This window comes from Mycolicibacterium duvalii (assembly GCF_010726645.1).
GTDB lineage: Bacteria > Actinomycetota > Actinomycetes > Mycobacteriales > Mycobacteriaceae > Mycobacterium > Mycobacterium duvalii.
Window position 1 is genome coordinate 849,283 of sequence record NZ_AP022563.1, and the last position, 21,737, is coordinate 871,019.

The 21,737-nt window shown below is 66.9% G+C and carries 20 protein-coding genes; 11 read left to right on the top strand and 9 right to left on the bottom strand.

The features are described 5' to 3' along the window. Nucleotides 1-6 precede the first annotated feature (6 nt). From G6N31_RS03820 to G6N31_RS03840, 5 genes are read left to right on the top strand one after another with little or no spacing between them, the layout of a single operon-like run. The gene (locus G6N31_RS03820) at nucleotides 7-675 is read left to right on the top strand and encodes an ABC transporter ATP-binding protein (RefSeq protein ID WP_098006585.1); all 669 of its coding nucleotides are present in this window, start codon (nucleotides 7-9) and stop codon (nucleotides 673-675) included. Further along, a complete protein-coding gene (locus G6N31_RS03825; RefSeq protein WP_098006586.1) occupies nucleotides 672-1,454 on the top strand; it encodes an ABC transporter permease in 783 nt (260 codons plus the stop codon). The genes G6N31_RS03820 and G6N31_RS03825 overlap by 4 nt, the downstream gene beginning before the upstream one ends. Nucleotide 1,455: 1 nt before the next feature. Further along, nucleotides 1,456-2,274, top strand: a complete 819-nt coding sequence (locus tag G6N31_RS03830; protein ID WP_098006588.1) for a methyltransferase domain-containing protein — start codon at nucleotides 1,456-1,458, stop codon at nucleotides 2,272-2,274. A 41-nt stretch (nucleotides 2,275-2,315) separates the two neighbouring features. After that, a complete protein-coding gene (locus G6N31_RS03835; RefSeq protein ID WP_098006590.1) occupies nucleotides 2,316-3,026 on the top strand; it encodes a helix-turn-helix transcriptional regulator in 711 nt (236 codons plus the stop codon). Nucleotides 3,027-3,044: 18 nt separating this feature from the next. Next, nucleotides 3,045-3,392 (top strand): cupin domain-containing protein, encoded by a 348-nt coding sequence (locus G6N31_RS03840; RefSeq protein ID WP_098006610.1) that lies wholly within the window; start codon nucleotides 3,045-3,047, stop codon nucleotides 3,390-3,392. A 12-nt stretch (nucleotides 3,393-3,404) separates the two neighbouring features. Here G6N31_RS03840 and G6N31_RS03845 read toward each other — a convergent pair whose 3' ends face one another. Next, entirely contained in the window at nucleotides 3,405-5,027 is a 1,623-nt protein-coding gene (locus G6N31_RS03845; protein ID WP_098006592.1) for an alkaline phosphatase D family protein, read from the bottom strand. 111 nt (nucleotides 5,028-5,138) lie between these two features. Between G6N31_RS03845 and G6N31_RS03850 the strand changes: the two genes are divergently transcribed. From G6N31_RS03850 to G6N31_RS03860, 3 genes are read left to right on the top strand one after another with little or no spacing between them, the layout of a single operon-like run. Continuing rightward, entirely contained in the window at nucleotides 5,139-7,682 is a 2,544-nt protein-coding gene (locus G6N31_RS03850) for a M4 family metallopeptidase (protein WP_234815497.1), read from the top strand. After that, on the top strand, nucleotides 7,672-8,349 hold the full coding sequence (locus G6N31_RS03855) for an AzlC family ABC transporter permease (RefSeq protein ID WP_098006597.1): 678 nt from the start codon (nucleotides 7,672-7,674) through the stop codon (nucleotides 8,347-8,349). Before G6N31_RS03850 ends, G6N31_RS03855 begins: the two co-directional genes overlap by 11 nt. Then, nucleotides 8,342-8,665, top strand: a complete 324-nt coding sequence (locus tag G6N31_RS03860; protein WP_098006599.1) for a branched-chain amino acid transport AzlD family protein — start codon at nucleotides 8,342-8,344, stop codon at nucleotides 8,663-8,665. Before G6N31_RS03855 ends, G6N31_RS03860 begins: the two co-directional genes overlap by 8 nt. Here the strand turns inward: G6N31_RS03860 and G6N31_RS03865 are convergent. Further along, nucleotides 8,638-9,276 (bottom strand): TetR/AcrR family transcriptional regulator, encoded by a 639-nt coding sequence (locus G6N31_RS03865; RefSeq protein WP_098006601.1) that lies wholly within the window; start codon nucleotides 9,274-9,276, stop codon nucleotides 8,638-8,640. The genes G6N31_RS03860 and G6N31_RS03865 overlap by 28 nt on opposite strands. A 70-nt stretch (nucleotides 9,277-9,346) precedes the next feature. Between G6N31_RS03865 and G6N31_RS03870 the strand changes: the two genes are divergently transcribed. Then, a complete protein-coding gene (locus tag G6N31_RS03870; protein WP_098006602.1) occupies nucleotides 9,347-10,381 on the top strand; it encodes a Rieske 2Fe-2S domain-containing protein in 1,035 nt (344 codons plus the stop codon). After that, nucleotides 10,378-11,451, top strand: coding sequence for an NAD(P)H-dependent amine dehydrogenase family protein (locus G6N31_RS03875; protein ID WP_098006604.1), 1,074 nt, complete (start codon nucleotides 10,378-10,380; stop codon nucleotides 11,449-11,451). Before G6N31_RS03870 ends, G6N31_RS03875 begins: the two co-directional genes overlap by 4 nt. Here the strand turns inward: G6N31_RS03875 and G6N31_RS03880 are convergent. Next, complete coding sequence (locus G6N31_RS03880) at nucleotides 11,441-12,262, bottom strand: hypothetical protein (protein WP_133117730.1); 822 nt, start codon at nucleotides 12,260-12,262, stop codon at nucleotides 11,441-11,443. The two genes, G6N31_RS03875 and G6N31_RS03880, sit on opposite strands and share 11 nt — an antisense overlap. Nucleotides 12,263-12,572: 310 nt before the next feature. Next, complete coding sequence (locus G6N31_RS03885; protein WP_163722024.1) at nucleotides 12,573-14,420, bottom strand: HNH endonuclease signature motif containing protein; 1,848 nt, start codon at nucleotides 14,418-14,420, stop codon at nucleotides 12,573-12,575. Between the two features lie 143 nt (nucleotides 14,421-14,563). On the opposite strand from G6N31_RS03885, the gene G6N31_RS03890 reads away from it, so the two are divergent. Continuing rightward, the gene (locus G6N31_RS03890) at nucleotides 14,564-15,796 is read left to right on the top strand and encodes an integrase catalytic domain-containing protein (RefSeq protein WP_098004541.1); all 1,233 of its coding nucleotides are present in this window, start codon (nucleotides 14,564-14,566) and stop codon (nucleotides 15,794-15,796) included. A 133-nt stretch (nucleotides 15,797-15,929) separates the two neighbouring features. Here G6N31_RS03890 and G6N31_RS03895 read toward each other — a convergent pair whose 3' ends face one another. The 5 genes from G6N31_RS03895 to G6N31_RS03915 are packed head-to-tail and all read right to left on the bottom strand — an operon-like array spanning nucleotide 15,930 to nucleotide 21,686. Beyond that, nucleotides 15,930-16,670: an SDR family NAD(P)-dependent oxidoreductase gene (locus G6N31_RS03895; protein ID WP_098004540.1), complete on the bottom strand. Its 741-nt coding sequence runs from the start codon at nucleotides 16,668-16,670 to the stop codon at nucleotides 15,930-15,932. A gap of 12 nt (nucleotides 16,671-16,682) precedes the next feature. Next, on the bottom strand, nucleotides 16,683-18,293 hold the full coding sequence (locus tag G6N31_RS03900) for a dipeptide ABC transporter ATP-binding protein (RefSeq protein ID WP_098004539.1): 1,611 nt from the start codon (nucleotides 18,291-18,293) through the stop codon (nucleotides 16,683-16,685). After that, nucleotides 18,290-19,174, bottom strand: coding sequence for an ABC transporter permease (locus G6N31_RS03905; protein WP_098004538.1), 885 nt, complete (start codon nucleotides 19,172-19,174; stop codon nucleotides 18,290-18,292). The genes G6N31_RS03900 and G6N31_RS03905 overlap by 4 nt, the downstream gene beginning before the upstream one ends. Further along, entirely contained in the window at nucleotides 19,171-20,145 is a 975-nt protein-coding gene (locus G6N31_RS03910; RefSeq protein ID WP_098004537.1) for an ABC transporter permease, read from the bottom strand. Before G6N31_RS03910 ends, G6N31_RS03905 begins: the two co-directional genes overlap by 4 nt. Nucleotides 20,146-20,147: 2 nt before the next feature. Then, nucleotides 20,148-21,686 (bottom strand): ABC transporter substrate-binding protein, encoded by a 1,539-nt coding sequence (locus G6N31_RS03915; RefSeq protein WP_098004557.1) that lies wholly within the window; start codon nucleotides 21,684-21,686, stop codon nucleotides 20,148-20,150. Between the last annotated feature and the right edge of the window lie 51 nt (nucleotides 21,687-21,737).

Below are 21,737 nucleotides of genomic sequence, written 5' to 3' on the forward strand. Positions count from 1 at the left end.
CCGCCGATGATCGAGGTGTGTAGCCTCGGCAAGCGCTTCGGCACCCGGCCCGCCGTCGACGACATCAGCGTCACGTTTCCGGCCGGCACCGTCACCGCGCTGCTCGGACTCAACGGTGCAGGAAAGACCACCCTGCTGCGTCTGATCGCCGGGCTCGAGCGCCCCGACCGCGGCACGGTGACGCTCGCCGGGCCGCTCGGAGTGCACATCGACCCCGCCGGTCTGGACCCGCGACACACGGTCTGGCGTCACCTGACGTGGCGCGCCGCGCTGACCGGGTTGCCCACCGACGCGGTCCGCGCTGCTCTGACGCAGGCCCGCATGTTCGACCACCGGCACCGGCGCATCGCCGATCTGTCCCTCGGGGCGCGACAACGGCTCGCCATCGCCGGCGCCCTGCTCGGCGACCCGGACGCGCTGATCTTCGACGAGCCGCTCAACGGCCTCGACGTCCCCGGCATCCTGTGGTTCCGGGATCTGTTGCGCTGCTTGGCCGATGACGGCCGGTGCGTGGTACTGGCCACCCACCTGCTGGGCGAGGTGGTGCACACCGCCGACCGGGCGACCATCCTGCGCGACGGCCGGATCGCGTTCTCGGGTTCGCTGGCCGACCTGGTGCCCGGCGACACCGACCGCCAGCGGTGGCTCGAGCAGACGTTGATGGCCGCGGCGTGACCGCGACCCGACGGCCGGCGCCGGTCCGCAGCGCGCACGCCGAACTGATCCGCACCTCCGGAGCGAGCAGGCTGTGGATCGCGCTGATCCCGACAGCGGTGCTGCTACCCGTCGTCATCACTCTGGGTATCGCTGCGATCGCCGAACGTTTCGCGCGCATCCCCGGTCAGATCTCGGTGCTGGCCGTCTCGACGTCCAACAGTGCCTACTGGGTCATCACCATCACGGTCGTGCTCGTCGCGGTGGCCGCAGCGGACGGTCAGGCCGCCGACGGCCGCTACCGCACCGGCGACTACGTGCGGCTCGCGATATCCCGTAGGGCTCCAGTTCTGTTGGGCCGCTGGATGTTCTACGGAACGCTAGGGGTGATCGTCAGCGTCGTCGCGCTCGTCGTCGTCGTGGTCGCGCTGCCCGCCGTGGCCCCGACGGTCTACGGCACGGTCTCGCTGACCGATGCCGTGGGTGTGCGCCTGCTGTGGACCGTGCCGGTCTACGCGTTCTTCGCCGCGGCGGCCGGCGTCGGGGTGGGGGCGCTGATCCCGACGCCGGTGGGCTCCACCGCCGCGGTCCTGCTGTGGGCGTTCGTCGCCGAGACCGCCGCGGGCTACCTGCCGCACGGCGCGTCCTTGCAGCGCTATCTGCCTGTCTTCAACGCGGTGTACGCCACCGGGCAGGACATCGCACTGCAACCGCCCTGGAGCCCCAACGGCGCGCTGCTGTACGCCAGCGCACTGTTCACCGCACCGCTGACGGTTGCGGTTCTGATGAGGAGGAACTGACATGTCCGGACACGAAATTCCCCTGGCCAGTAGGTCTTTCGATGACCTGCCCGGGCACTGGCTGCTGGCCCGGCTGGGCAAGCGGGTGCTGCGTCCCGGCGGGCTGGAGTTGACGACCCGGCTGCTGGGGGCGGCCCGCATCGCTGACGCCGACGTCGTCGAACTCGGACCCGGCCTGGGTCGCACCGCGCGCGACATCGTGGCGCTGCGGCCCCGCAGCTACGTCGGTGTCGACGACACCGCCGCGGCGACCGCGGCGGTGCGGGAGGTCGTCGAACCGGTCAACGGGACCGTGGTGGTCGCCAACGCCGCCGAGACCGGCCTGCCCGACAACAGCGCCGACGTCGTGGTCGGTGAGGCGATGCTGACCATGCAGGGCGATAAGAACAAGCGCGCGATCGTCGAGGAGGCGTTCCGAGTGCTACGGCCCGGCGGCCGCTACGCCATCCACGAGCTCGGCCTGCGCCCCGACAGCATCTCCGTCGACGTCAAAGACGACATCCGCAAGAATCTTGCGCGCTCCATCAAGGTCAATGCCCGGCCGCTGACCGCCGCCGAGTGGACCCAGCTGCTCACAGAGGCCGGTTTCGAGGTGGAGCACGTCGACTACGCCGACATGGCGCTGCTCAACCCGAAGCGGGTGATCGCCGATGAAGGGCTGCTGGGGGCCCTGAAGATCGTCGGCAACGTCATCCGCCATCCCGCGGCACGCAAACGCGTCCTGGGGATGCGTTCGGTGTTCCAGCGGCACCGCGATTCGCTGGCCGCGGTCGCGGTTGTGGGCGTCGTACCCGCGGTCACCGATAAGGTGACACGGTGACGCGTCATCGTCGCGCGTCAGCGCCGCGCAGAGGGGGTTGAGTGCCACTTCACCGCACCGAGTCCGACGCGTCGACCTCGGATCGGGACCGCGCCGCGGGCCAGCAGCGGCAGCGGGTCCTGACGCTGCTGCGCGAGGCGGGAACTCCTCTGGACGCGCAGCGCGTCGCGGCGACTCTCGGTATCCACGTCACCACGGCGCGCTTTCACCTCGGCGCCCTCGAGGACCGAGGGCTGGTCCGCCGCCGCAGTGGTGACCGCCGCGCGAAGGGCGCCGGCCGGCCCCGCGTGACCTACGAGATGGTGCCACGGCTGGACTACGCCGATATCGTCGCGCTGTTCGCCCGACACCTCGGCGGCTCGGCCGGCGAGCGGGAAGAGCGTTCGCTGCGCATCGGCGCCGACCTCGCCCACCGCGTGCACCTGCCCCGGCTGGGGCCCGGGTCGTCGGTGGTCGATCTGGTGCTCGCCACCCTCGACGCGCTGGGATTTCAGGTCAGCTCGGTGCTGACCTCGTTCGGTGAGGTGATGATCGAGATCTGCACCTGCCCGCTGGCCGAGATCGGAGCGACCGCTCCGGAGGTGGTGCGCGGCATTCAGCAGGGACTCATTCAGGAAGTGATCGATATCAATGCAGACGCGCTCGGGAGGAGCTATCAAGCCCAGGTGACTCCCGATCCGCGCGGAGGCGCCTGCCAGGTCAGCCTCACAGTGACACCGGTGAGGACACCGGTGGCAAGGGAACGACGATGAAGGATGGTGGAACGGCACGTGGATGTCATCTCTTTGAACGAGCTCGCTGACAAGCAACTCGAGGAGGCGCGCAAGGCGAACTCGGGTCGGTCCGGCCACACGGTCTTCGGCGGCCACGAACACTCCCTGCGGCAGACTTTGCTGGCCCTGGCCGCCGGTCACGGGCTCGACGAGCACGCCAGTCCGGGGGAGGCCACGCTGCAGGTGCTGCGCGGACGGGTCCGCCTGCAGGCACAGCAGGGATCAGCCGAGCTGTCCGCCGGTGACTACATCCTGATTCCGCTGGAGCGCCACAGCCTCGAGGTGCTCGAGGACTCGGTGATCCTGTTGACCGTGGTTCCGGGCACCCGGGAAGCCACCGGCTAAGCGCCGGGCTGCTCAGTCGGTGAGGCGCACGGTCGCGGCGACGGTCAGCTCGCCGGTTTCGCGGGGCTGCTCGAAGCAGACCTCGGCGTCCCGGCCGTCCATGCACAACGTGGCGATCGTGTTGCCGAACAGCGGTCCGCTCAGGTTGCGCCAGCCCACCGGCACCGGAGGCGAACCCTGACGGCGGGCCCATCGCCGGCTCACTGCGGCCAGCCGCGTCGACCAGCCCAACTGGAACACCGGCTTGACGAAGAACGGCACATAGTTGTGGACCGGTGAGCAGACCAGCTGATGCACCCGCGCGGTGGTCGGCTCGGCGAAGTCCACCCGCGCGGCATAGCTGTGGTGGACGTCGCCGGAGAGCACCGACACCGTCGCCGGTCCACGCGAGGGCCCGGTCGCGGTGCGCCGGATCATCTCGCTGAGCCGCAGGAAGGAGTTCATGAATGCCGGCCAGTGCTCGAAATCCACGCCTTGGCGCACCTTTTCGGCCAACTGTCCGCGCCACCCGGGTCTCTCGGCGGCGATCTCGTTGACGGTCTGCAGGTCGCCGATCACCGGCGGCATCAGCCACGGCAGCGAAGAGCCGATCACCACGTGGTCCACGTCCTCGAGATCCTGCGAGACCTGGTCCTCCACCCAAGAGAACTCCAAGTCGCCGACCATCTTGCGGTCACCGCCGTCGAGGATCCTGGCGTTGCGGGAGTCGACCATGATCAGGCGGGTGCGTCCGATGTCCCACCGGAAGCTGAACCGCAGCCCCTTCTCGCCGTCGACCTCGCTGTCGGCGCGGTCGGCCAGTTCCACCAACAGGTTCCAGGTGTCACCCTCGGCGGCCAGTACTTTCTGGTAGTCCTCGTCGGCGGCGAGTTCGTCGGGAGTGAGGTTGCCGAGGTGCTGGTAGACCCAGTACGTGCTCAGCCCCGCGCGGATGCGGTCGCGCCACCAGGGCTTGGCGTTGACCTCGGCTCGCCAGGCCGCCGAGGTGTTCCAGTCGTCGCGGATGTCATGGTCGTCGAAGATCATCGCGGTCGGAATGGTCGACATGATCCAGCGGATCTCGGGGTCGCCCCAGGTGTGACGGTAGAGGCCCTCGTACTCGCTGAACGAGACGACTTCGTCGGGTGGGCGGCGACGATTCCTGCGCCGGCCGGCCAGGTGGCGCCGCGCTTCGGGGGTCAGCTCGTCGGCGTAGACCTGGTCACCGAGCAACAGCAGCGCATCGGGCCACTTGTCGACCGGTGCGGTGTTGAGCCTGGTGGCAAAGCAGTCCAGTGCGTCGAGCCCGAGCTTCTTGTCCAGCTTTGCATCGCCGGTCTTCGGGTAGCGGCAGGACCCGAACACCATCTTCAACCGGTGCGCGCGGGCGGGGCCCCGGGTCCTGATCACACTGGCGGGGAACTCCGAATCCTCTGCAGGCCAGCATTTCTGACCGTCGATCAGAACTTCGTAGGCCGTCGTGCTGTCGGGCGCCAACCCGGTCACCGGCACCAGCGCGTAATGGTGGCCCTGCACCTCGAACGTGCGGGCCGAGCAAGCCAGCACGCTCACCTCAGCCGGGCCGTCCGTCTGGACCCATATCGTGGCGGTGGTGTCGCCGACGTGGCGAAGGACGGGCCCGAGAAGGAGACTCACCGATCCAGAGTAGCCGCTTTCTGGGAGGCCAATCCTGAGGTAGATTCCCTCGCTACGGCACTCTTCATACGAGCGCGACGCGGCGAACGGGGGTCACGAGTGGCCAGCGGTGTGCGACACCCGCGTGATCCGTGGCGGGCATGGAGCACCGGCCTCGCCGCTGCAGGTATCGGCGCAGCGGTGCTCGCGGGCACGCCGGCCGCGGCGGCGTCGCCGTCCGAGTCCTCGGCATCCGAGTCGTCAGGGTCCGAGTCCTCAGGGGCCTCGGAGCGATCCGAGCGCACGCCGCGTGCGGACCGCGGAGTCAGCGACGGCACCCGCAGCATCGATCGCCGGAGAAGCGCCCGCGCGGCAGCGCGCGGGGCGGACCGCGAGGAACCGTCGCGTTCGCCCACACGCGAGCTGAAGGCCGACCCCGTGGAGATGGTCGACGCGACCGCGGCGGAATCTGAACCGGAGCCGCCCGCGAAGCGTGCCGCGCCCGAGAAGTCCCGCATCGCCGAACTCACCACGGACGCCGCGACGCCGGAGCCCGCCGCACCCGAGAAGACCAGCGCTGCGGCAGCGATCGCGCCCACCCGTGCGGTGACGCTGCGCACCGTGGCCAGCGCACGTCCGGTCACCGTGGCCGACATCCTCACCGACACGCTGACCTGGGTGGGGCTGGGACGTTTCACCGACGGCCTGCCGGTGCCGGCGGCGCCGGTGCCCTCGATCGTGGAATCGCTGTGGCTGGCAGTGCGTCAGACCCAGTACACCTGGAACAACCAGCGGCCCCGCGCCGACGTCACCGTTTCGGGTCCCGGTCCGGACGGCGAGATCACCGGCAATCTCAACGCCGTCGACTATGACGACGCGGACCTGACCTACACGCTGCGCACCGGGCCCGAACACGGCACCGTCGTGCTGGACGGTGCCGGCGGGTTCACTTACACCCCGGACGGATCGGGGCGCGCGGACAGCTTCACTGTGGCCATCGACGACACCGTCGGCAACCCCTTCCATGTGCATGGCCTGGCGGGACTGCTGGGGCGCAGCGGGCCGACCCGTGTCGAGGTGATCGTAGCCGGGTCGGCTGCACCGACCGACCTGTCCGACGTCACCGTCGTCAAGGATTCCGGCGGCCGCGTCGCAGCCCTCGACGGACGCTTCACCGACCGGACGGTCGCCAGCGCCGCCGACGCCGCCGATGTCCTCAACGAGATGGCCGCGACACTGGGAATCGCGGGCGGGTTCGCGCGTCCGTCGGCCATCACCGCCACGCGACTGGGTGTCGGATCGTCGGCCGAAACCGTTTACCGCCTCACCGAGTCGGTCGCCGGCGTCGAGGTCGTCGGCAGCGACATCATCCTGGTTACCGACATCGACGGCGCGGTCACGGGACTGTTCAACAACTACCGGGCACTGAACGACACGTTCGACGTTACCCCCGACGTCACGCTGGACGACCTCGACGAGATCCGGCAAGCGGTCTACACCCTGTCCCCGGACAACTCGCTCCGGAACGCCGATCTCATCGTCTACGCGCTCGACGACGAAACCCCCCGGCTCGCATGGCGGGTCGTCGTTGAACGACCCGACAACGGCGAGCTGGCCCCGTCCGCTGCGACGGTGGTGTTTCATGCCGACGGCCCGTACGTGGGTGACGTCATCGTCACCACCGGCAGCGCATCGGCCTACAGCGCAACCGGTTACGCCAGGGACTGGCTGGGCAACTACCGCGCCATCACCACCCAGACCCGTGAAGTGTCTTGGTACAAGGTGCGTGAACTGTTCGACGACGCGCGCAATATCACGACCTACCGGACGTCCTATCCTTTCTTCGGGCTGTTGGGTCCGGTCCTGCCCGGCACCGTCGTCAAGCGGGGCTGGTTCGGCTGGGACAGAGGATCGGTGTCCGCGCACGCCAACGCCGCGGTCGTCTACGACTACTTCGCTACGGTGCTGGGGCGCACCTCATACGACGATGCCGGGGCGCCGATCGAGATCAGCGTCAGATATGCGCCGGCGCTGTCGCGCAGCTACGCCAACGCGTTCTGGGATCCGATCGCGGCGCAGTTCGTGTTCGGCAACCAGGGTTACCTGCAGGCGGCACTGGACGTCGTCGCACACGAATTCGCCCACGCAGTCGTGACTTCCGTCGTCGGGGGCGGGGAACCGGTCCTCGATTTCGCGGAGTCCGGGGCGCTCAACGAAGCCTACGCCGACATCCTCGGGGTGCTGATCGAGGGTAAGCAGGGCCGGGACCGGTGGCTGATGGGGGAGGATTCCGAATTGGGGGCCATCCGCAATCTCGCCAACCCGGGCTCGATCCGTACGTCGCTCGGGCCGCATCGGGCACACTACGACGACCGGTACACCGGATCTGCTGACGACTACGGCGAGCACATCAACAGCACCATCTTCAGCCATGCCGCCTACCGGATGATGACTGATCCGGCGACCGCCGGCATCGCCGATGACACGTGGGCCGCGCAGTTCTACCAGTCGTTGGCCCGCCTCGGTGCCGGCGCGCGGTTCGTCGACGGACGCGTCGCGGTGATCAACACCGCGCGGGCGCTCGACTTCACCGCCGCACAGGTCACCGCGATCGAGAAGGCTTTCAACGACGTCGGAATCGTCGCGGGCACAACAACGTCGATCATTGCCGCCTGACCGGTCGAGCCGCCGCGTCCTGGCGATCACCGCGCCCGTCGGGTTGGCGTTCATCCCGCTGGGCGCGGCGCTGGGCCTGCTCGTCGTACACGCGGGGCTGGCGTGGTGGTGGGCTCCGGTGTTCGCCGCCGTCATCTACGCCGGGTCTCTCGAATTCCTGATGGTGCATCTGGCGGCCTCGGCGGCGCCCGTCGCGACCGTGGCGCTGACGACGCTGATCGTCAACTCGCGGCACGTGTTCTACGCGTTGTCGTTCCCGCTGCACCGCGTGCGGGGGCTGCCGGCCAAGCTCTACAGCAGCTACACCCTGTCCGATGAGGCCTACGCTGTCGGGGTCAGCCCCGGCGCCCAGCCATGGCGCACCCGCCAGATTCTGTTGATGCAGATGGCTTTACACGGCCTCTGGGTATCCGCGGCGACGCTCGGTGGACTGGCCGGCTCCGCACTGCCGATCGAGCGACTGACAGGACTGGACTTCGCGCTGACAGCCTTGTTCGTCGTGTTGGCCATCGATGCCTACCGACAGCGTCCGGATCGTCTCACCGCCGGGCTTGCCGCGCTGTGCGCGGTGTCGGCGTGGATGCTGGTGCCGGGCCAGATGCTGGTGGCAGCGTTCGGCGCCTTCGCCGCTGTACTGCTGGTCCGGCAACGGACGCGGCATGCCTGACAACGGATACGTCGCACTGTTGGTGCTTGTCAGCGCCGCGGTCACGTGGGCGCTGCGCGCTTTACCGTTCGTCGCGCTGGCACCGCTGCGGCAGAGTCGGCTCGTCACCTACCTCGGTGTGCACATGCCGGTGGGGGTCATGACCATCCTGGCCATCTACACGTTGCACACCGTGGCAGGTGAGACGGCGCTGCAGCGACTGTGGCTGGGCGTCGCGGTGGCGGTGACAGCCGGGCTGCATCTGTGGCGAGGCAACGCGGTGCTCAGCATCCTGGTCGGCACCGCGTGCTACGTGGTCTTGATGTCGGTGCCCTGAAGATAGGCAACCAGCGCGTTGGTCAATCCGCGGCGGGCGACGTCGAGGTCGGCGTAGGAGCCCAGCTGGCGCTCGGACGCCAGCCCGCGCATGGCGCCGGGGATGAGCGCGGCGACTTCTCGGACCCGCTCGGGGTCGATGTCCAGTCCGGTGAACGCGTTGCGGCATGTCTGTAACCAGGATTGGCCCCACGAGTAGAGCTCCGCGGCGGTCTGCGGGTAGAGCCGCTCGAGTTCGTCGGGGTCGCGCGGCAGCGCAGCGCGCAGGTTCTCGATGGCCCGCGAATCCGGGGCGGCCAGGCCGTGGTACAGCGTCTCGATGATCGCGGCCACTCGGTCGCGCAGCGGTGCGCCCGCGTCGACGTCGGTGAACAGTTCGGCACGGCGTTGGGCGGTCAGGTGCAGCACGGCAGCCCAGAATCCGTCGGCGTCGCCGAACTGGTACTGCACCGCACCCCACGTCGCTCCGATGTCCTTGGCGATGCGATTGGCGGACACCGATCCGGGGTCCCCGGACGCCAGTGCGGTCAGCGCGGCGGCGAGCATGTTGGCGCGGGTGGTCTGGCCGCGCCGGTTCGGCCGCCGCACGCGCGACGCGGGCACCTCGGTCATAGGCGAAGCGTACCGAAAGTTTCGTAGAACCTACTATGTTTCTGTCCGAACGTCGTTTATGCTCCGAGGCATGGCCAAGCCGCCCCTGTCGATGAAACCGACCGGATGGTTTCAGGTCGCCTGGTCCGATGAGATCGCCGTCGGCGACGTCCGCACGATGAAGTACTTCGATCAGGAGATGGTCGCGTGGCGCGCCGAGTCCGGCCGGCTCACGGTGATGAACGCCTACTGTGAACACCTCGGTGCGCATCTGGGTTTCGGTGGCACCGTCAAAGGCGAAGTGCTGCAATGCCCGTTCCATGGCTGGCAGTGGAATCAGCAGGGCCGCAACGTGTGCATCCCGTATGAAGACCGGCCCAATCGCGGGCGGCGGATCACGACCTACCCGGTCGTCGAGCGCAACGAGTCGATCTACATCTGGCACGACATCCTCGGCCGGGAACCGTTCTTCGAAGCACCCGACATCTTCGCCGACTTCGGTGACGGCAAGACCGCCGCCGATTACTACCCGCAACAGCGATTGTTCCGCGACAGTCTCGAGATGCACCCGCAGTACGTGCTGGAGAACGGCGTGGACTTTGCGCATTTCAAGTACGTGCACAACACTCCGATCGTGCCGAAGTTCACCCGGCACGACTTCGACGATCCAGTGTCCTATGTGGATTTCACGATCACCTTCGAAGGGGACGACGGGCAGCGGATCGAGGACGTCGGCAGCGGGGTCGAGGCCATCAACGGCGGCCTCGGGATCGCGGTGACCAAGAGCTGGGGCATGGTCGACAACCGGACGATCTCGGCGATCACCCCCGTCGACGAGTCCACCTCCGACGTCCGATTCATGGTGTATATCGGCCGACCGGAGCGCGACGTGCGCGACCCGGCACGCGCGGAGGCCAAGGCGGCGGAGTTCGGCGCCGAGGTGATTCGCCAGTTCAGCCAGGACATCCACATCTGGTCGCATCAGCGGTACTCCGACCCGCCGGCGCTGGCGAGCTCGGAGCTCGAGGGGTTCACCGCGATCCGCAAGTGGGCCATGAAGTTCTATCCCGACGGTAAGGGCGGCAGTGCCGCCGACTTGGCCGCCCGCAGAGAGGCAATGTCATGACAGTCAAGGTTTTTCAGGTCGCGACCGGCAATGTCGGCACCGAGATGATCAAGCGGATCGCCAGCCATCCGGATCTCGAGCTGATCGGTGTGCACTGTTACTCGCCGGAGAAGGTGGGTAAGGATGCCGGTGAACTCGCCGGCCTGGCGCCGAACGGCGTGACCGCCACCGGCACGGTCGAGGAGATCATCTCCGCCAAGCCTGATGTCGTGACGTTCCATGGAGTGTTCCCTGACGAGGACCTGTATGTGCAGGTTCTCGAGGCCGGTATCGACATCGTCACCACCGCCGACTGGATCACCGGCTGGCACCGCGACCGCAACCATCCGCATCACTCCGGTAAGCCTGTGACCCAACTGCTGCAGGAGGCATGCGAGAAGGGCGGGTCGACGTTCTACGGCACCGGGATGAATCCGGGGCTGAACCAGATTCTCGGCGTGGCGTGCTCGGCCGATGTGGCCGAGATCGAGAACGTGACCACGATCGAATCCGTCGACGTGTCCTGCCACCACTCCAAGGACACCTGGATCGAGGTGGGCTACGGCCAGCCGGTCGACGACCCGGAGATCCCGGGCAAGTTGGAGAAGTACACCCGGGTCTTCGCCGACAGCGTGCTTTTGATGGCCGACTGCTTCGGACTCGAGCTCGATGAGGTGACGTTCTCCTACGAGCTCGGCGCATGCACCAAGGACGTCGACCTCGGCTGGTATCAGCTGCCCAAGGGATCCCTCGGCGGGAACTACATCAAGTACCAAGGGATGATCGACGGAATCCCGCGCGTGGAGACGCATCTGGAGTGGCAGATGACGCCGTACACCGATCCTGCCTGGGACATCAAGGGTTGCTATATTACTCACATCAAGGGTGATCCGAACATCTACAACAAGCACATGATCTTCCCGAAACCCGGCGTCGATCTGTCCGACCCGAGCGCGTTCGCGTCGATCGGGATGACGGTCACCGGCCTGCCGGCGCTCAACGCGATCAAGTCGGTGATTGCGGCACCCCCGGGGATCATCACCAGCGCGGATCTACCGCTGCGAGGATTCGCCGGACGCTTCAAGCTGTAGAACGGGAGTCTGCGCGACTGGCTCGCTTCTCACCGGAGTCGGCGCGCGCCTTGCCTCGTGGCTTGGATTCCGATGAGGTGGCAGGGTCCCGCTGGACGGTCGGCGAAACATTGCCGGTAGTTTCTTCGTATCGGTGGTCAGCACCGACGATGTCTTCTTCTGTGATGTCTTCTTCGACGATGCTTTCCCGTTCGGTCTCGCCTTCCGGTTCAGTGGTGTCGTCCGATCGGCTGGGACGCGCCAGACCTGAGACGTCCGACGTCGTCTTCTCGAAGCGCACCCGCGACTCGGTGTCCGACGTCTCGGTGTCCGGCTGGACCAGCGGTCGGTGCGGCAGCGGTACCTGGGGACGCTGCCATCCCAACGGTGCGTCGGCCGGCCCTCGCCTGGGCAGTGAGATGATCGGCGGTAGCCCCGGGATGTGGAGATAGAGGTTGTCCACCGCGACGTAGAGCGCGCCGAGATAGATGTCATAGGCGAACTCCGCAAAGTTCGTCAGTACGCCTTCGCCGCGCCGGATGTCGGTTCCGTTGAATATTGCACTCGCAATGATGGTTTCGCCGAAGTTGTATCCGATATACAGCTGCTTGCCGAGATAGCCGAGCTCATTGGCGAATTCGTTGAAATCCGCGCGTGCTGCGGTTCGGGAAGCGATGTATGACTCGTCGATCTGGTCTGGCGTGGCGATTTGCTGTTGTTCGGTCTTCAGCGCCGGTACGTCGCCGGTGGCGGGCGGTGGCGACGACGCCATGTTCGGCAGCCACGGCCACCCGACCAGCGTCCGCGAGGATGCTGTGAGATCGATCGACACCGGTGTCACTCCGCCGCCGGTGTGCGATACCGGCTGCTCAGATGGTGGCGACACGGCAGTCGCTCCGGCCAATGCGACCACAGCGACCGCGGCTGCGCTACTTCTGCCAAACCCCATGACCATCTCCAATCGGATTCGTTGGATGGTCGGCAACCTAACACGAGAATCACCGGAGGGTAGCGATTCAATATTTGCTGCCGCGTCAGACTTGTGTCGACAGCAGCGCCGTGCGTGCGGCAGTCGAGACTATCGCGCCACGCCTCAACACGGACCTTTCCGTCACCATCGTTTAACTCGTTGCGCTGCAGTGTCAGAAGGGTGGTGGGTCGGCGCCTGTTTCGGGCGGCGGTTGTTCCTGTTGCAGTTTCTTTTCTCGGGCGCGTTGTTCGCGGGCGCGTCGCAGTTCTTGGGCGCGTTGTTGTTGTTGGGCGCGTTGTTCGGCGTTGTGGGCGCGTTCGGCTTTGTTGCGTGCGGCGGTGTCGGCGGCGCGGGGGCGTCGGCGTCGCGGCATTTTCAGGGTGCCGGCGGCATAGCCCGGCGGGGGTGTCGGTGGTGGGGGCAGATCGGCGGTGGTGATGGCCGCGCTGGGGAAATACAGGCGGCTGCCGGGTTTGGTGACATAGCGGTGCCCGGTCGGGGCGGTCCAGACCAGGGTGCCGTCGGGATGTTGTTCGTCGCGCCAGCCGCCCGGGCCGTACCAGAACGTTTTGAGCAGATGATGGCCGCGGCACTTGCAGCTGAGGTTGGAGGCGTGGGTGGGTCCGAACGGGTAGGGCACGGTGTGGTCGATATCGCAGCGTTCGGCGGGGATGTCACAGCCGGGGAAGCGGCAGAACAGATCGCGCATGCGCACGAACTCCGCCAGCGCTGCTGAGGGCCGATACCGCGGCTCGGGCTCGGGGCCGGGCAGGGTCAGCGCGGAGATCTTCGCCCCGCCGCGGATCACCTCGGCCAGCAGCGCGATCGGCACCGGCCGCCCATCCAGGCCCAGCGCGGCCCCCCGATCCACCAACCCACCCGAACCGGCCGCGCCATCCTCGACGGTGGGCGGCTCGCACACCTCGGTCACCGCATCCTCGGCGGTCTGCGGCTCGGGCTCGCGCTCGGCATCCTCGGCGGCTTTCGCGGCGGGCTCCTCCGGCGCGGCAGGGTCCTCGGCAGCGGAATTACCAGGGGTGGTGGGGCTCTCGGACAACGCAGCGGTTCCCGACCCAGCGGAACCCTCGCACCGGTCGTCGCCCGCCGAATCTGTTGTGGCAAAGACTTTCTCGGCCTCGGCCTCGGCAGCGGCTTTGGCGGCGGCGGTGTTGTGGGCGGCGGTGGTGTCGTCCTGTTCGATCAGGGCGTGGGCGGCCTCGATCGCAGCCTGATCGGCGATGATCTTGATCACCGCGTTCGACCGTGATGCCTGCACGGGCACCGGGCAGTCCGGCGAACCGCACCGGCAGTTCAGATGAAACTCCCCCCGGATGATCGCCCCCATCGCATCCGAGCGCCGCTCCCCGGCAGGACGCGGATCCTCGGCACACAACGCACCGACCATCTCAGCGAGGCGCTGCTTGAGCAGCCGGCCATCAGAAGCCAACAACTGCCCCCACAACGCCGCGGTCTCGTGGGGATCGTCACTGGCCCCGACATGAATATCGCGGGCCCGCATGATCTCCTTGCTGCGCCGCAACCCCTCCGGATCGAACCGCTCGATCACCGCATCGATCGCGGATTTGAGCTTCTGCTCCGAGAGGCGGCCCCAACCCACCGCGCACGCCGCCATCCGGTCATCGATCTGGGCCAGCGCCGCCGGATCCTCCACCAACTGGGTCCGCCAACTGATCTCCGAGACCACCCGCGCCCCGACCACCCCGTCGGTGAACAACGCCGCGACCTTGGGCAGCCGGTAGCGCAACGCCACCGCGATGTGCATCTGGCCCGAGGCCTTGCGCTGCCCGATGTTCAGCGCCGCGCCGACCTGCGCGGCCGTCGCGGCCCACGGATCAAAGACCCACCCACCGCGCTCATCATCCTCATCGACATGGCGGTGCACCAACTCCGCGATCGCCGCCGACCGGCGCGCACAAATCCGCGCCTCCTCACGCGCACTGCGCTCGATCCAGCCCACGATCGCCTCATCAGAGGCATCGGCAAACAATGAATCGAACACGTGTTCTATTATGCCAACCCCCACCGACCGCGTTGACTCATCAAAAATGCGCGTGAAAGAGGGGGTCGTTGCCTCATCGGGAATGCGCGCATCGACGGCGCGCCTACCTGATCGCTCAGCAATGATTTCGGTAGGCCCAGGCGATGGGGTTGACATTGGCAGAGCGCAAAGCGCTGACCCAGACAGCGGCGATGCGTTACCAGCAGGCCGGTAAGCGACGGAAGTCCCGGATTCTCGACGAGCTGTGCGCCACTACCGGTTGGCACCGTAGCCATGCCCGCAAGGCGCTCAAGGCCGCGCTGGCGCCCAGGATTGTCACCGAGCGCGCTCCCAGGGCGGTGATATACGGACCCGAGGTCATCGCGGCTCTGACGGTCTGCTGGACGGTGCTGGGAATGCCCGCCGGCAAACGGCTGGCGCCCATGCTCGCAGAGCTGGTGGCTGTCCTGCGCCACTTCGGAGAACTGGTGATCAGTGAGGAGACCGCGGCTCTGCTGGTGTCGATGTCGGCGGCCACCATCGATCGCCGCCTCGCCAGTGAGCGAGCCAAATACAAGATCAGAGGACGCGCGGGCACCAAGCCAGGATCGCTGCGGAAAACCCAGATCCCGGTCCGTACCTGGGCCGAATGGGATGACGTGGTGCCCGGGTTTGTCGAGATCGACACCGTCTTCCACGACGGCGGCAATCGCGGTGGGGGCCACGCCTTCACGCTGACGGTCACTGACATCGCCACCGGCTGGACCGAGAGCCGCTCAATGCCCGATAGGGCAGCAAAACAGGTCGTGGCCGCACTCAATCACATCGCCGCTGCGATGCCGTTCCCGATTCTGGGTGTGGACTCCGACAACGGATCGGAATTCATCAACGAAGACCTGCTGGGCTGGTGCCACGACCGCCGCATCACCTTTACCCGGTCGCGGCCGGGCAACAAGAACGACGGCTGTCACGTCGAGCAGAAAAACTGGGCGGTAGTCCGCACCGTGGTTGGCTACTACCGCTACGACACCGCATCAGAGCTGTTGCTGCTCAACGAGATCTGGCAACTCCAGTCAAAGCTGACCAACTACTTCCACCCCCAACAGAAGCTGATCTCCAAAGTCCGCACAGGGGCCAAGGTGTCCAGGAAACACGACACGGCTACCACCCCATTCCACCGCGCGGTCGACCACCCGAACACGACCGTAGACCGCATCGTCGCGCTCACACGGACCTACTCGCTGATCAACCCCGCCGCCACCCAGCGCCAGATCCAGGCCCTCACCGACCGCCTCTTCGCCCTGGCCACCAGCAAAGCCACCGACGGCACCCCCGCCCCAGTCACCAAACGCGCACGCTCACGTGAGGCAACAAAGCACCCTTCGCGCGCATCTTGACGTGAGGCAACTTGCCGACACGCAGGCGCACCAAAGCGCCGCCGGGCCGGACTACCCCAACAGCTCGGAAATCTGCGCGCCGAAGGCGATCTTGTTACGGGTCTTCATCGACCACTGGGAATGACTCAGACGGTCAGCCGGCGCCCTTGCCGTTGTCCACACGGTAGACCGCGCCGTGAATGGCCGCGGCGTCATCACTGGCCAGAAATGCGATCGTCTTGGCCACATCCTCGGTCTGCATGAATCCGCGGGGGGAGGCGATCCGCATGATCAGGTCCCAGTCCGCATCCTCGGGTGCCTGAAACTCGGTGGTCTGCGCGGTCGGCATGCCGCCGGGACAAATCGCATTGACGCGTAACCGCTCTTTGGTGAACTCGACCGCCAGCGCGCGGGTCAGCCCGACCAGTCCATGCTTGGCCGCGCAGTACCCCGCTGAATACACCTCACCTTCGACACCGGCGATCGACGAGACGTTGACGATGTTGCCGCCGGTCGCTAGTAGGTGCGGCAGCGCTGCACGACACAGGAAGAAGGGACCCGTCAGGTTCACTGCCAGGTCGGTCTCCCAGTCCGTATCGGACATCGTTGCGGTGTGGCGCATCTGGTGGAAACCGGCGATGTTGGCCAACACGTCGAGCCGGCCGAAATGCGCAACACAGTCCTCGACGGCCTGAGCACAGGCCAGCGGCGAGGTGATGTCCACCGAAGCGAACGTCGCGTCGGGGACACCGGAGAACACTTCCGCCATGCGCGAAGCGTCCCGAGCGATGCCGAAAACCTTGGCGCCCCGTTCGGCGAACAATGTTGCCGTCGCCGCGCCCAGACCCGCCGACGCACCTGTGACCAACGCGACCTTGCCGCTGAGCTGTCCCATCCCATGACCCTCTCACGCCCGTGGGCGCACCGGGGGCACCGCAGCCAACAGTGTCCGGGTGTACTCCTGTTCCGGAGCGGAGAACACATCATCGGCCGGACCCTTCTCGACGACCGCGCCGTGGCGCATCACCAGGATGTCGTGGCTGAGCTGTCGGATCACCGCAAGGTCATGTCCGATCAGCAGATAGGTGAGCCCGAGTTCGCGCTGCAGTCGCGCGAGCAGGTCCAACACCCTGGCTTGCACAGACACGTCCAGCGATGCGGTCGCCTCGTCGAGGATCAACAGATCCGGTTCGGCCGCCAGGGCACGGGCGATGCTCACCCGCTGACGCTGTCCGCCCGAAAGCTCGTGCGGGTAGCGCTGTGCGAATGACGCGGGCAAGCCGACCAGCTCGAACAGTTCGGCCACGCGTTCTTCCCGGGTCTTCTTGCTGTCGGCCAGTCGATGCACCACCAGTGGCTCGGCGACCGAGATCCCGACCCGAGACCGGGGATTCAACGAGGAGAACGGGTCCTGCAGCACCAGCCCGATGCGTCGCCGAAGTGATTTCGCTGCCCGGCCTTTCGCGCCCAAGACGTCGACGTCACCGAGGGTGGCCACCCCGCGGTCGGGCTTCACCAGTCCGGTCAGGCATGCGGCGATCGTCGACTTTCCCGAGCCGGACTCGCCGACGAGCCCCATCGTGGTCGCGCGGCGAATCGTGAACGACACGTCTCTGACCGCGTGCACCTGCGACCGTCCCACCGGTGTGGGCACCGAGAACTTCACGTCGAGTCCGGCAACCTCCAGGAGGGGCTCCGCCGAGGGGTCGGTTACGGGCGCGGAAGTGTCGAGCACGGGGCGGGCATCCAGGAGGTCGCGGGTGTACTGCTCTCGCGGGTGGTCGAACACGGCGTCGATGGGGGCCTGTTCCACCGGGAGCCCGTCACGCAGCACAGTCACATCGTCGGCCACCTGCCCGATCACCCCGAGGTCATGGCTGATCCACACCACCGCCGTTCCGAAGTCGCGCTGCAATCGGCGCACCAGTTCGACGATCTGGGCCTGGGTGGTGACATCCAGTGCCGTGGTGGGCTCGTCGGCCACCAGAAGCTCGGGGTCACACGCCAATGCGATCGCGATCATCACCCGCTGCCGTTGACCGCCGGACAGTTGGTGCGGATAGGCATGTAACCGCGTCTGCGGGTCGGGCAGCCCGACCGCCTCGAGCAGTTCGGCGGCCCGCGTAGTCGCAGCGCGCCGGGTCAGGTTGCGGTGTGTCTGCAGCGATTCGGTGATCTGCCGCTCGAGTGTGAGGAGCGGGTTCAACGACGTGCCAGGATCCTGGAAGACGAACCCGATCCGGGCGCCGTGCACGCTGCGCAGCAGTCGCGGACTGGCACCGACCAATTCGGTCGGCACGTCGCCGGCGAGCACGCTGCTTCCCGAGACTTTCGCTCCCGGGGCGTCGAGCAGGCCCGTGGCGGCCAGCACCGTCATGGTTTTTCCGGATCCGGATTCCCCGACGATGCCGACGGTGTGTTCGCGGAACACCTCGAATGACACGCCGTCGACGATGGTGCGCGACCCGATGCGGACGCCGAGGTCAGCGACGCTGAGGACAGGGGAGCGGGGTGTCATCGTTCCTGCCTGCGGGCTTCGACGGTGGTGCGCTGTTTCGGGTCCAGCACGTCACGTAACCCATCACCGAACATGTTGAACGCCAGCACGATCAGAAAAATCGCTGCGCCCGGGAAAACGGCCATCCACCAGGCCATCGTCACGAAACCCTGGGAGTCGAAGATCATCCGGCCCAGCGACGGCTCCGGCGGCTGAATTCCCAGGCCCAGGAACGACAGTGCGGCCTCGCTGAGAATCGCGAACGCCAGCGACAGCGAGGTCTGCACGATCAACGGGCCAGAGATGTTCGGCAGCACATGGCGGCGCAGAATGTAGAGGTCGCCGCTGCCCATTGCCCGCGACGCCGACACGTACGGTTCGGTGCGCACCCCCAAGGTGCTGGCCCGGGCCACCCGCGCGAAGATCGGGGTGTAAACGATCCCTATCGCCAGGATCGTCGTCGTCGCACCGGGTCCCAGGATCGCGATCACGGCCAGTGCCAGCAGCAGCACCGGAAATGCGAACATCACGTCAACCACCCGCATCAGGACGGTGTCCAGCCAGCCGCCCCGGTACCCGGCCACCACCCCAATGGTCACGCCGACGACCACGGCGAACACGACGCTGACCACCGCGATCCGCATGGAGGCCTGGACGGCGACCAGCACCCGGGACAGGATGTCCCGGCCGAGCTCGTCGGTGCCGAACCAGTGCGAACCGCTGGGCGACTGCAGCGCGTTGGGCACGTCGACGTCGTTGATCCCGTAGGGCGCGAGCCAACTCGCGCTGACCGCCACCACCGCCACCACGACCAGCACCGCCGCGCTGACCGCCGTCACCGGGTTGCGCAGCAGCAACCGCCACGACGAAATCCGAGTGTGCTCCGCGTTATTCGTCGTCATCCCAGCCGAATCCTCGGGTCGACCACCGCGTACAGCACATCGACGAGCAGGTTGATCAGCAGGAACAGGGCGGCGATCAGCAGCACCGCGCCCTGGATCACCGGGTAGTCCCGTGCCGCGACGGCGTTGTACACCAGGCGGCCCAGGCCCGGCCATGCGAAGACCACCTCGACGACGATCACGCCGCCGAGCAACGTCGCCAACTGGATGCCGGTGATCGTCAAGATCGGGACGAGGGCGTTACGGACGGTGTGGCGCAACGTCACCACCCGCGGCGAGAGGCCCTTCGAGCGCGCGGTGCGCACGTATCCCATCGCGGTGATGTCGAGCACCGCGGAACGCACATAGCGGGTCATGATCGCCCCGGCCACCACCGCGACCGTCAGCGCGGGCAGCACGATGTGCCGGGCCCACCCCACCGGATCCTCCAGCAACGAACGGTAACCCGATGTCGGCAACCATCCCAGCGTCGAGGAGAACAGTGCGATCAGCAGGATGGCCATCCAGAAATCGGGTACCGACACCCCGAACTGACTGGTGAGCCGGACAATCGTGTCGCTGATCCGACCTTCGCGCAGCGCGGAGAACACGCCGGCGGGTACGGCGATCACCAGCGCGATCATGATGCCGACGATGCCGAGCGACAGCGTGGCGGGCAGCCGGTCCAACAGCGTGACGGTGACCGGATTGCCGTTGCGGAAGCTGACCCCGAGATCCCCGGTCAATGCCGACCCCAGATATCCGAAGAACTGCGCGACGATGGGGCGGTCCAGTCCGGAGGCGGTGCGCAGCGCTTCGTAGGCCTCCGGTGTATAGCGAGTGCCCAGCGCGATGCGTACCGGGTCGCCGGGCACCAGGTGCACCAACGCGAAGACCACGACGAGGACGCCGAGCAGCACCACCGCCGAATACAGCAGCCGGTGCAACACAAACCGGGTGATCGGGTGGGTCACGACGCGGGGGAGGGGCATGCTCAGGTCTCGCCGTCGGTGTCGAGGGTGGCGTTGCGGAACCGGACCGCGCCGTCGCGGCGCGCCTGGTAGTTCTGCAGCGCCGGCGTCCAGGCCTGGATCACCGACGGGTTGTACAGAAAGATGTAACTGACCTGGTCGGCGATCAACGTTGCGGCGCGGGCATAGTCGTCGAATCGCGCCGCCGGGTCCGTCTCGACCCGGCCTGCGTCGAGGAGGCGGTCGACTTCGGGGTCGGAGAACTTCTGTGCGTTGCTGGTCCCGTCGGTGTGGTGCTGCGCGTAGTAGAAGTCGTCGGGGTCGATGTTGCCCAGCCAGCCCATCATCAGCATGTCGAAGTTGCCGTTGTTCTGTTCGTCGAGCCAGGTGGCGAAGTCGACGGTGCGGATGTTGACCGTGATCCCCAGCGGCGCAAGGTTGTCGGCGATGATCTGCGCCGCAGTCACCGTCTCCGGGTAGTCGGTGGTGACCAGCATGTCCATCGTGCGCGGCGATGCGCCGCTCTGGGCCAACAGTTCTCGGGCCTTGTCGATCCCGCCGCTGTCGTAGCGGTCGTAGCTGGTGTACCAGGGGTTCCCTTCGGGAATGGCGAGCTGGTTGGCCTGCGCGGTTCCGTAACTGGTGGCGGCGACGATCGCGTCACGGTCGATGGCATACGCGATGGCCTGCCGTACCCGCACGTCGTTCCACGGCGCGCGGGCCTGGTTGAGCGCGAGATACCAGTAGTCGTTGCTGGGAGTCACAGCCACCGTCAGCGATTCGTCTTCGGTAAGCTGGGAAACCCGTTGCGGCGGGATCGAATCCGTCCAATCGACTTCGCCGGCCTGCAGCGCGGACAATGCCGTCGACGGCTCCGAGATGAAGCGGAACGTCACTCCCGTCAGGCTCGGTGCGCCACCCCAGTAATCAGGGTTGGCGCGTAACGTGATCGAGTCACCGCTGGTCTGACCTCGGAAGCTGAACGGCCCGGTACCGATGGGATTGGTGGCGATCTCCCCGCTTTCGACGTTGCGTCGCGACACGATTGCCATGCCCTTGAAACCACCGAGATTGGTCAGCATGTTCGGCGTCGGTCGCGACACCCGGATCACCACGGTGCCTGCGTCAGGTGCTTCCACCGCGGTGACGGCGCTGAACTTGTCCACGTTGGACAGCTGCTCGTCGATGATGCGGCGGTAGGAGTACACGACGTCCTCGGCGGTCAGCGGGGAGCCGTCGTGAAACGTCACGTTCTCGCGCAACCGGAACGTCCAGGTGAGTTCGTCGGGGCTGACCTCCCAGGACTTGGCCAACGCCGGTCGCATCTGTAGGTTCTCATCGGGTTCGACCAGCGTGTCGAATACGTTCTCGAGCACTTCGAAGGAGAAGTAGGCGGTGGTCTTGTGCGGGTCGAGCTGATCGGGCTCCCCGGCGATCGCGGCCACCAAGCTGCCCTCGGCGCCGGCGCCGAGATCCACCCGCTGCCCGGTCGAACAGCTCGTAAGCGCGGCCACCAACAGGACTATGGCGAGAACAGCGGTTCGCGCCGCGGTTCTCGCCATCTGCATCACCCCGGGACTCGAGCTTGCCTCGCCTCCACTACCCGATGTTCC

Coding starts and splice junctions, on each gene's coding strand:
- G6N31_RS03865 (WP_098006601.1), bottom strand. CDS start 9,276: ATGACCGAGGTGCCCGCGTCGCGCGTGCGGCGGCCGAACCGGCGCGGC.
- G6N31_RS03875 (WP_098006604.1), top strand. CDS start 10,378: ATGACAGTCAAGGTTTTTCAGGTCGCGACCGGCAATGTCGGCACCGAG.
- G6N31_RS03820 (WP_098006585.1), top strand. CDS start 7: ATGATCGAGGTGTGTAGCCTCGGCAAGCGCTTCGGCACCCGGCCCGCC.
- G6N31_RS03890 (WP_098004541.1), top strand. CDS start 14,564: ATGGGGTTGACATTGGCAGAGCGCAAAGCGCTGACCCAGACAGCGGCG.
- G6N31_RS03895 (WP_098004540.1), bottom strand. CDS start 16,670: ATGGGACAGCTCAGCGGCAAGGTCGCGTTGGTCACAGGTGCGTCGGCG.
- G6N31_RS03870 (WP_098006602.1), top strand. CDS start 9,347: ATGGCCAAGCCGCCCCTGTCGATGAAACCGACCGGATGGTTTCAGGTC.
- G6N31_RS03860 (WP_098006599.1), top strand. CDS start 8,342: ATGCCTGACAACGGATACGTCGCACTGTTGGTGCTTGTCAGCGCCGCG.
- G6N31_RS03900 (WP_098004539.1), bottom strand. CDS start 18,293: ATGACACCCCGCTCCCCTGTCCTCAGCGTCGCTGACCTCGGCGTCCGC.
- G6N31_RS03905 (WP_098004538.1), bottom strand. CDS start 19,174: ATGACGACGAATAACGCGGAGCACACTCGGATTTCGTCGTGGCGGTTG.
- G6N31_RS03910 (WP_098004537.1), bottom strand. CDS start 20,145: ATGCCCCTCCCCCGCGTCGTGACCCACCCGATCACCCGGTTTGTGTTG.
- G6N31_RS03915 (WP_098004557.1), bottom strand. CDS start 21,686: ATGGCGAGAACCGCGGCGCGAACCGCTGTTCTCGCCATAGTCCTGTTG.
- G6N31_RS03830 (WP_098006588.1), top strand. CDS start 1,456: ATGTCCGGACACGAAATTCCCCTGGCCAGTAGGTCTTTCGATGACCTG.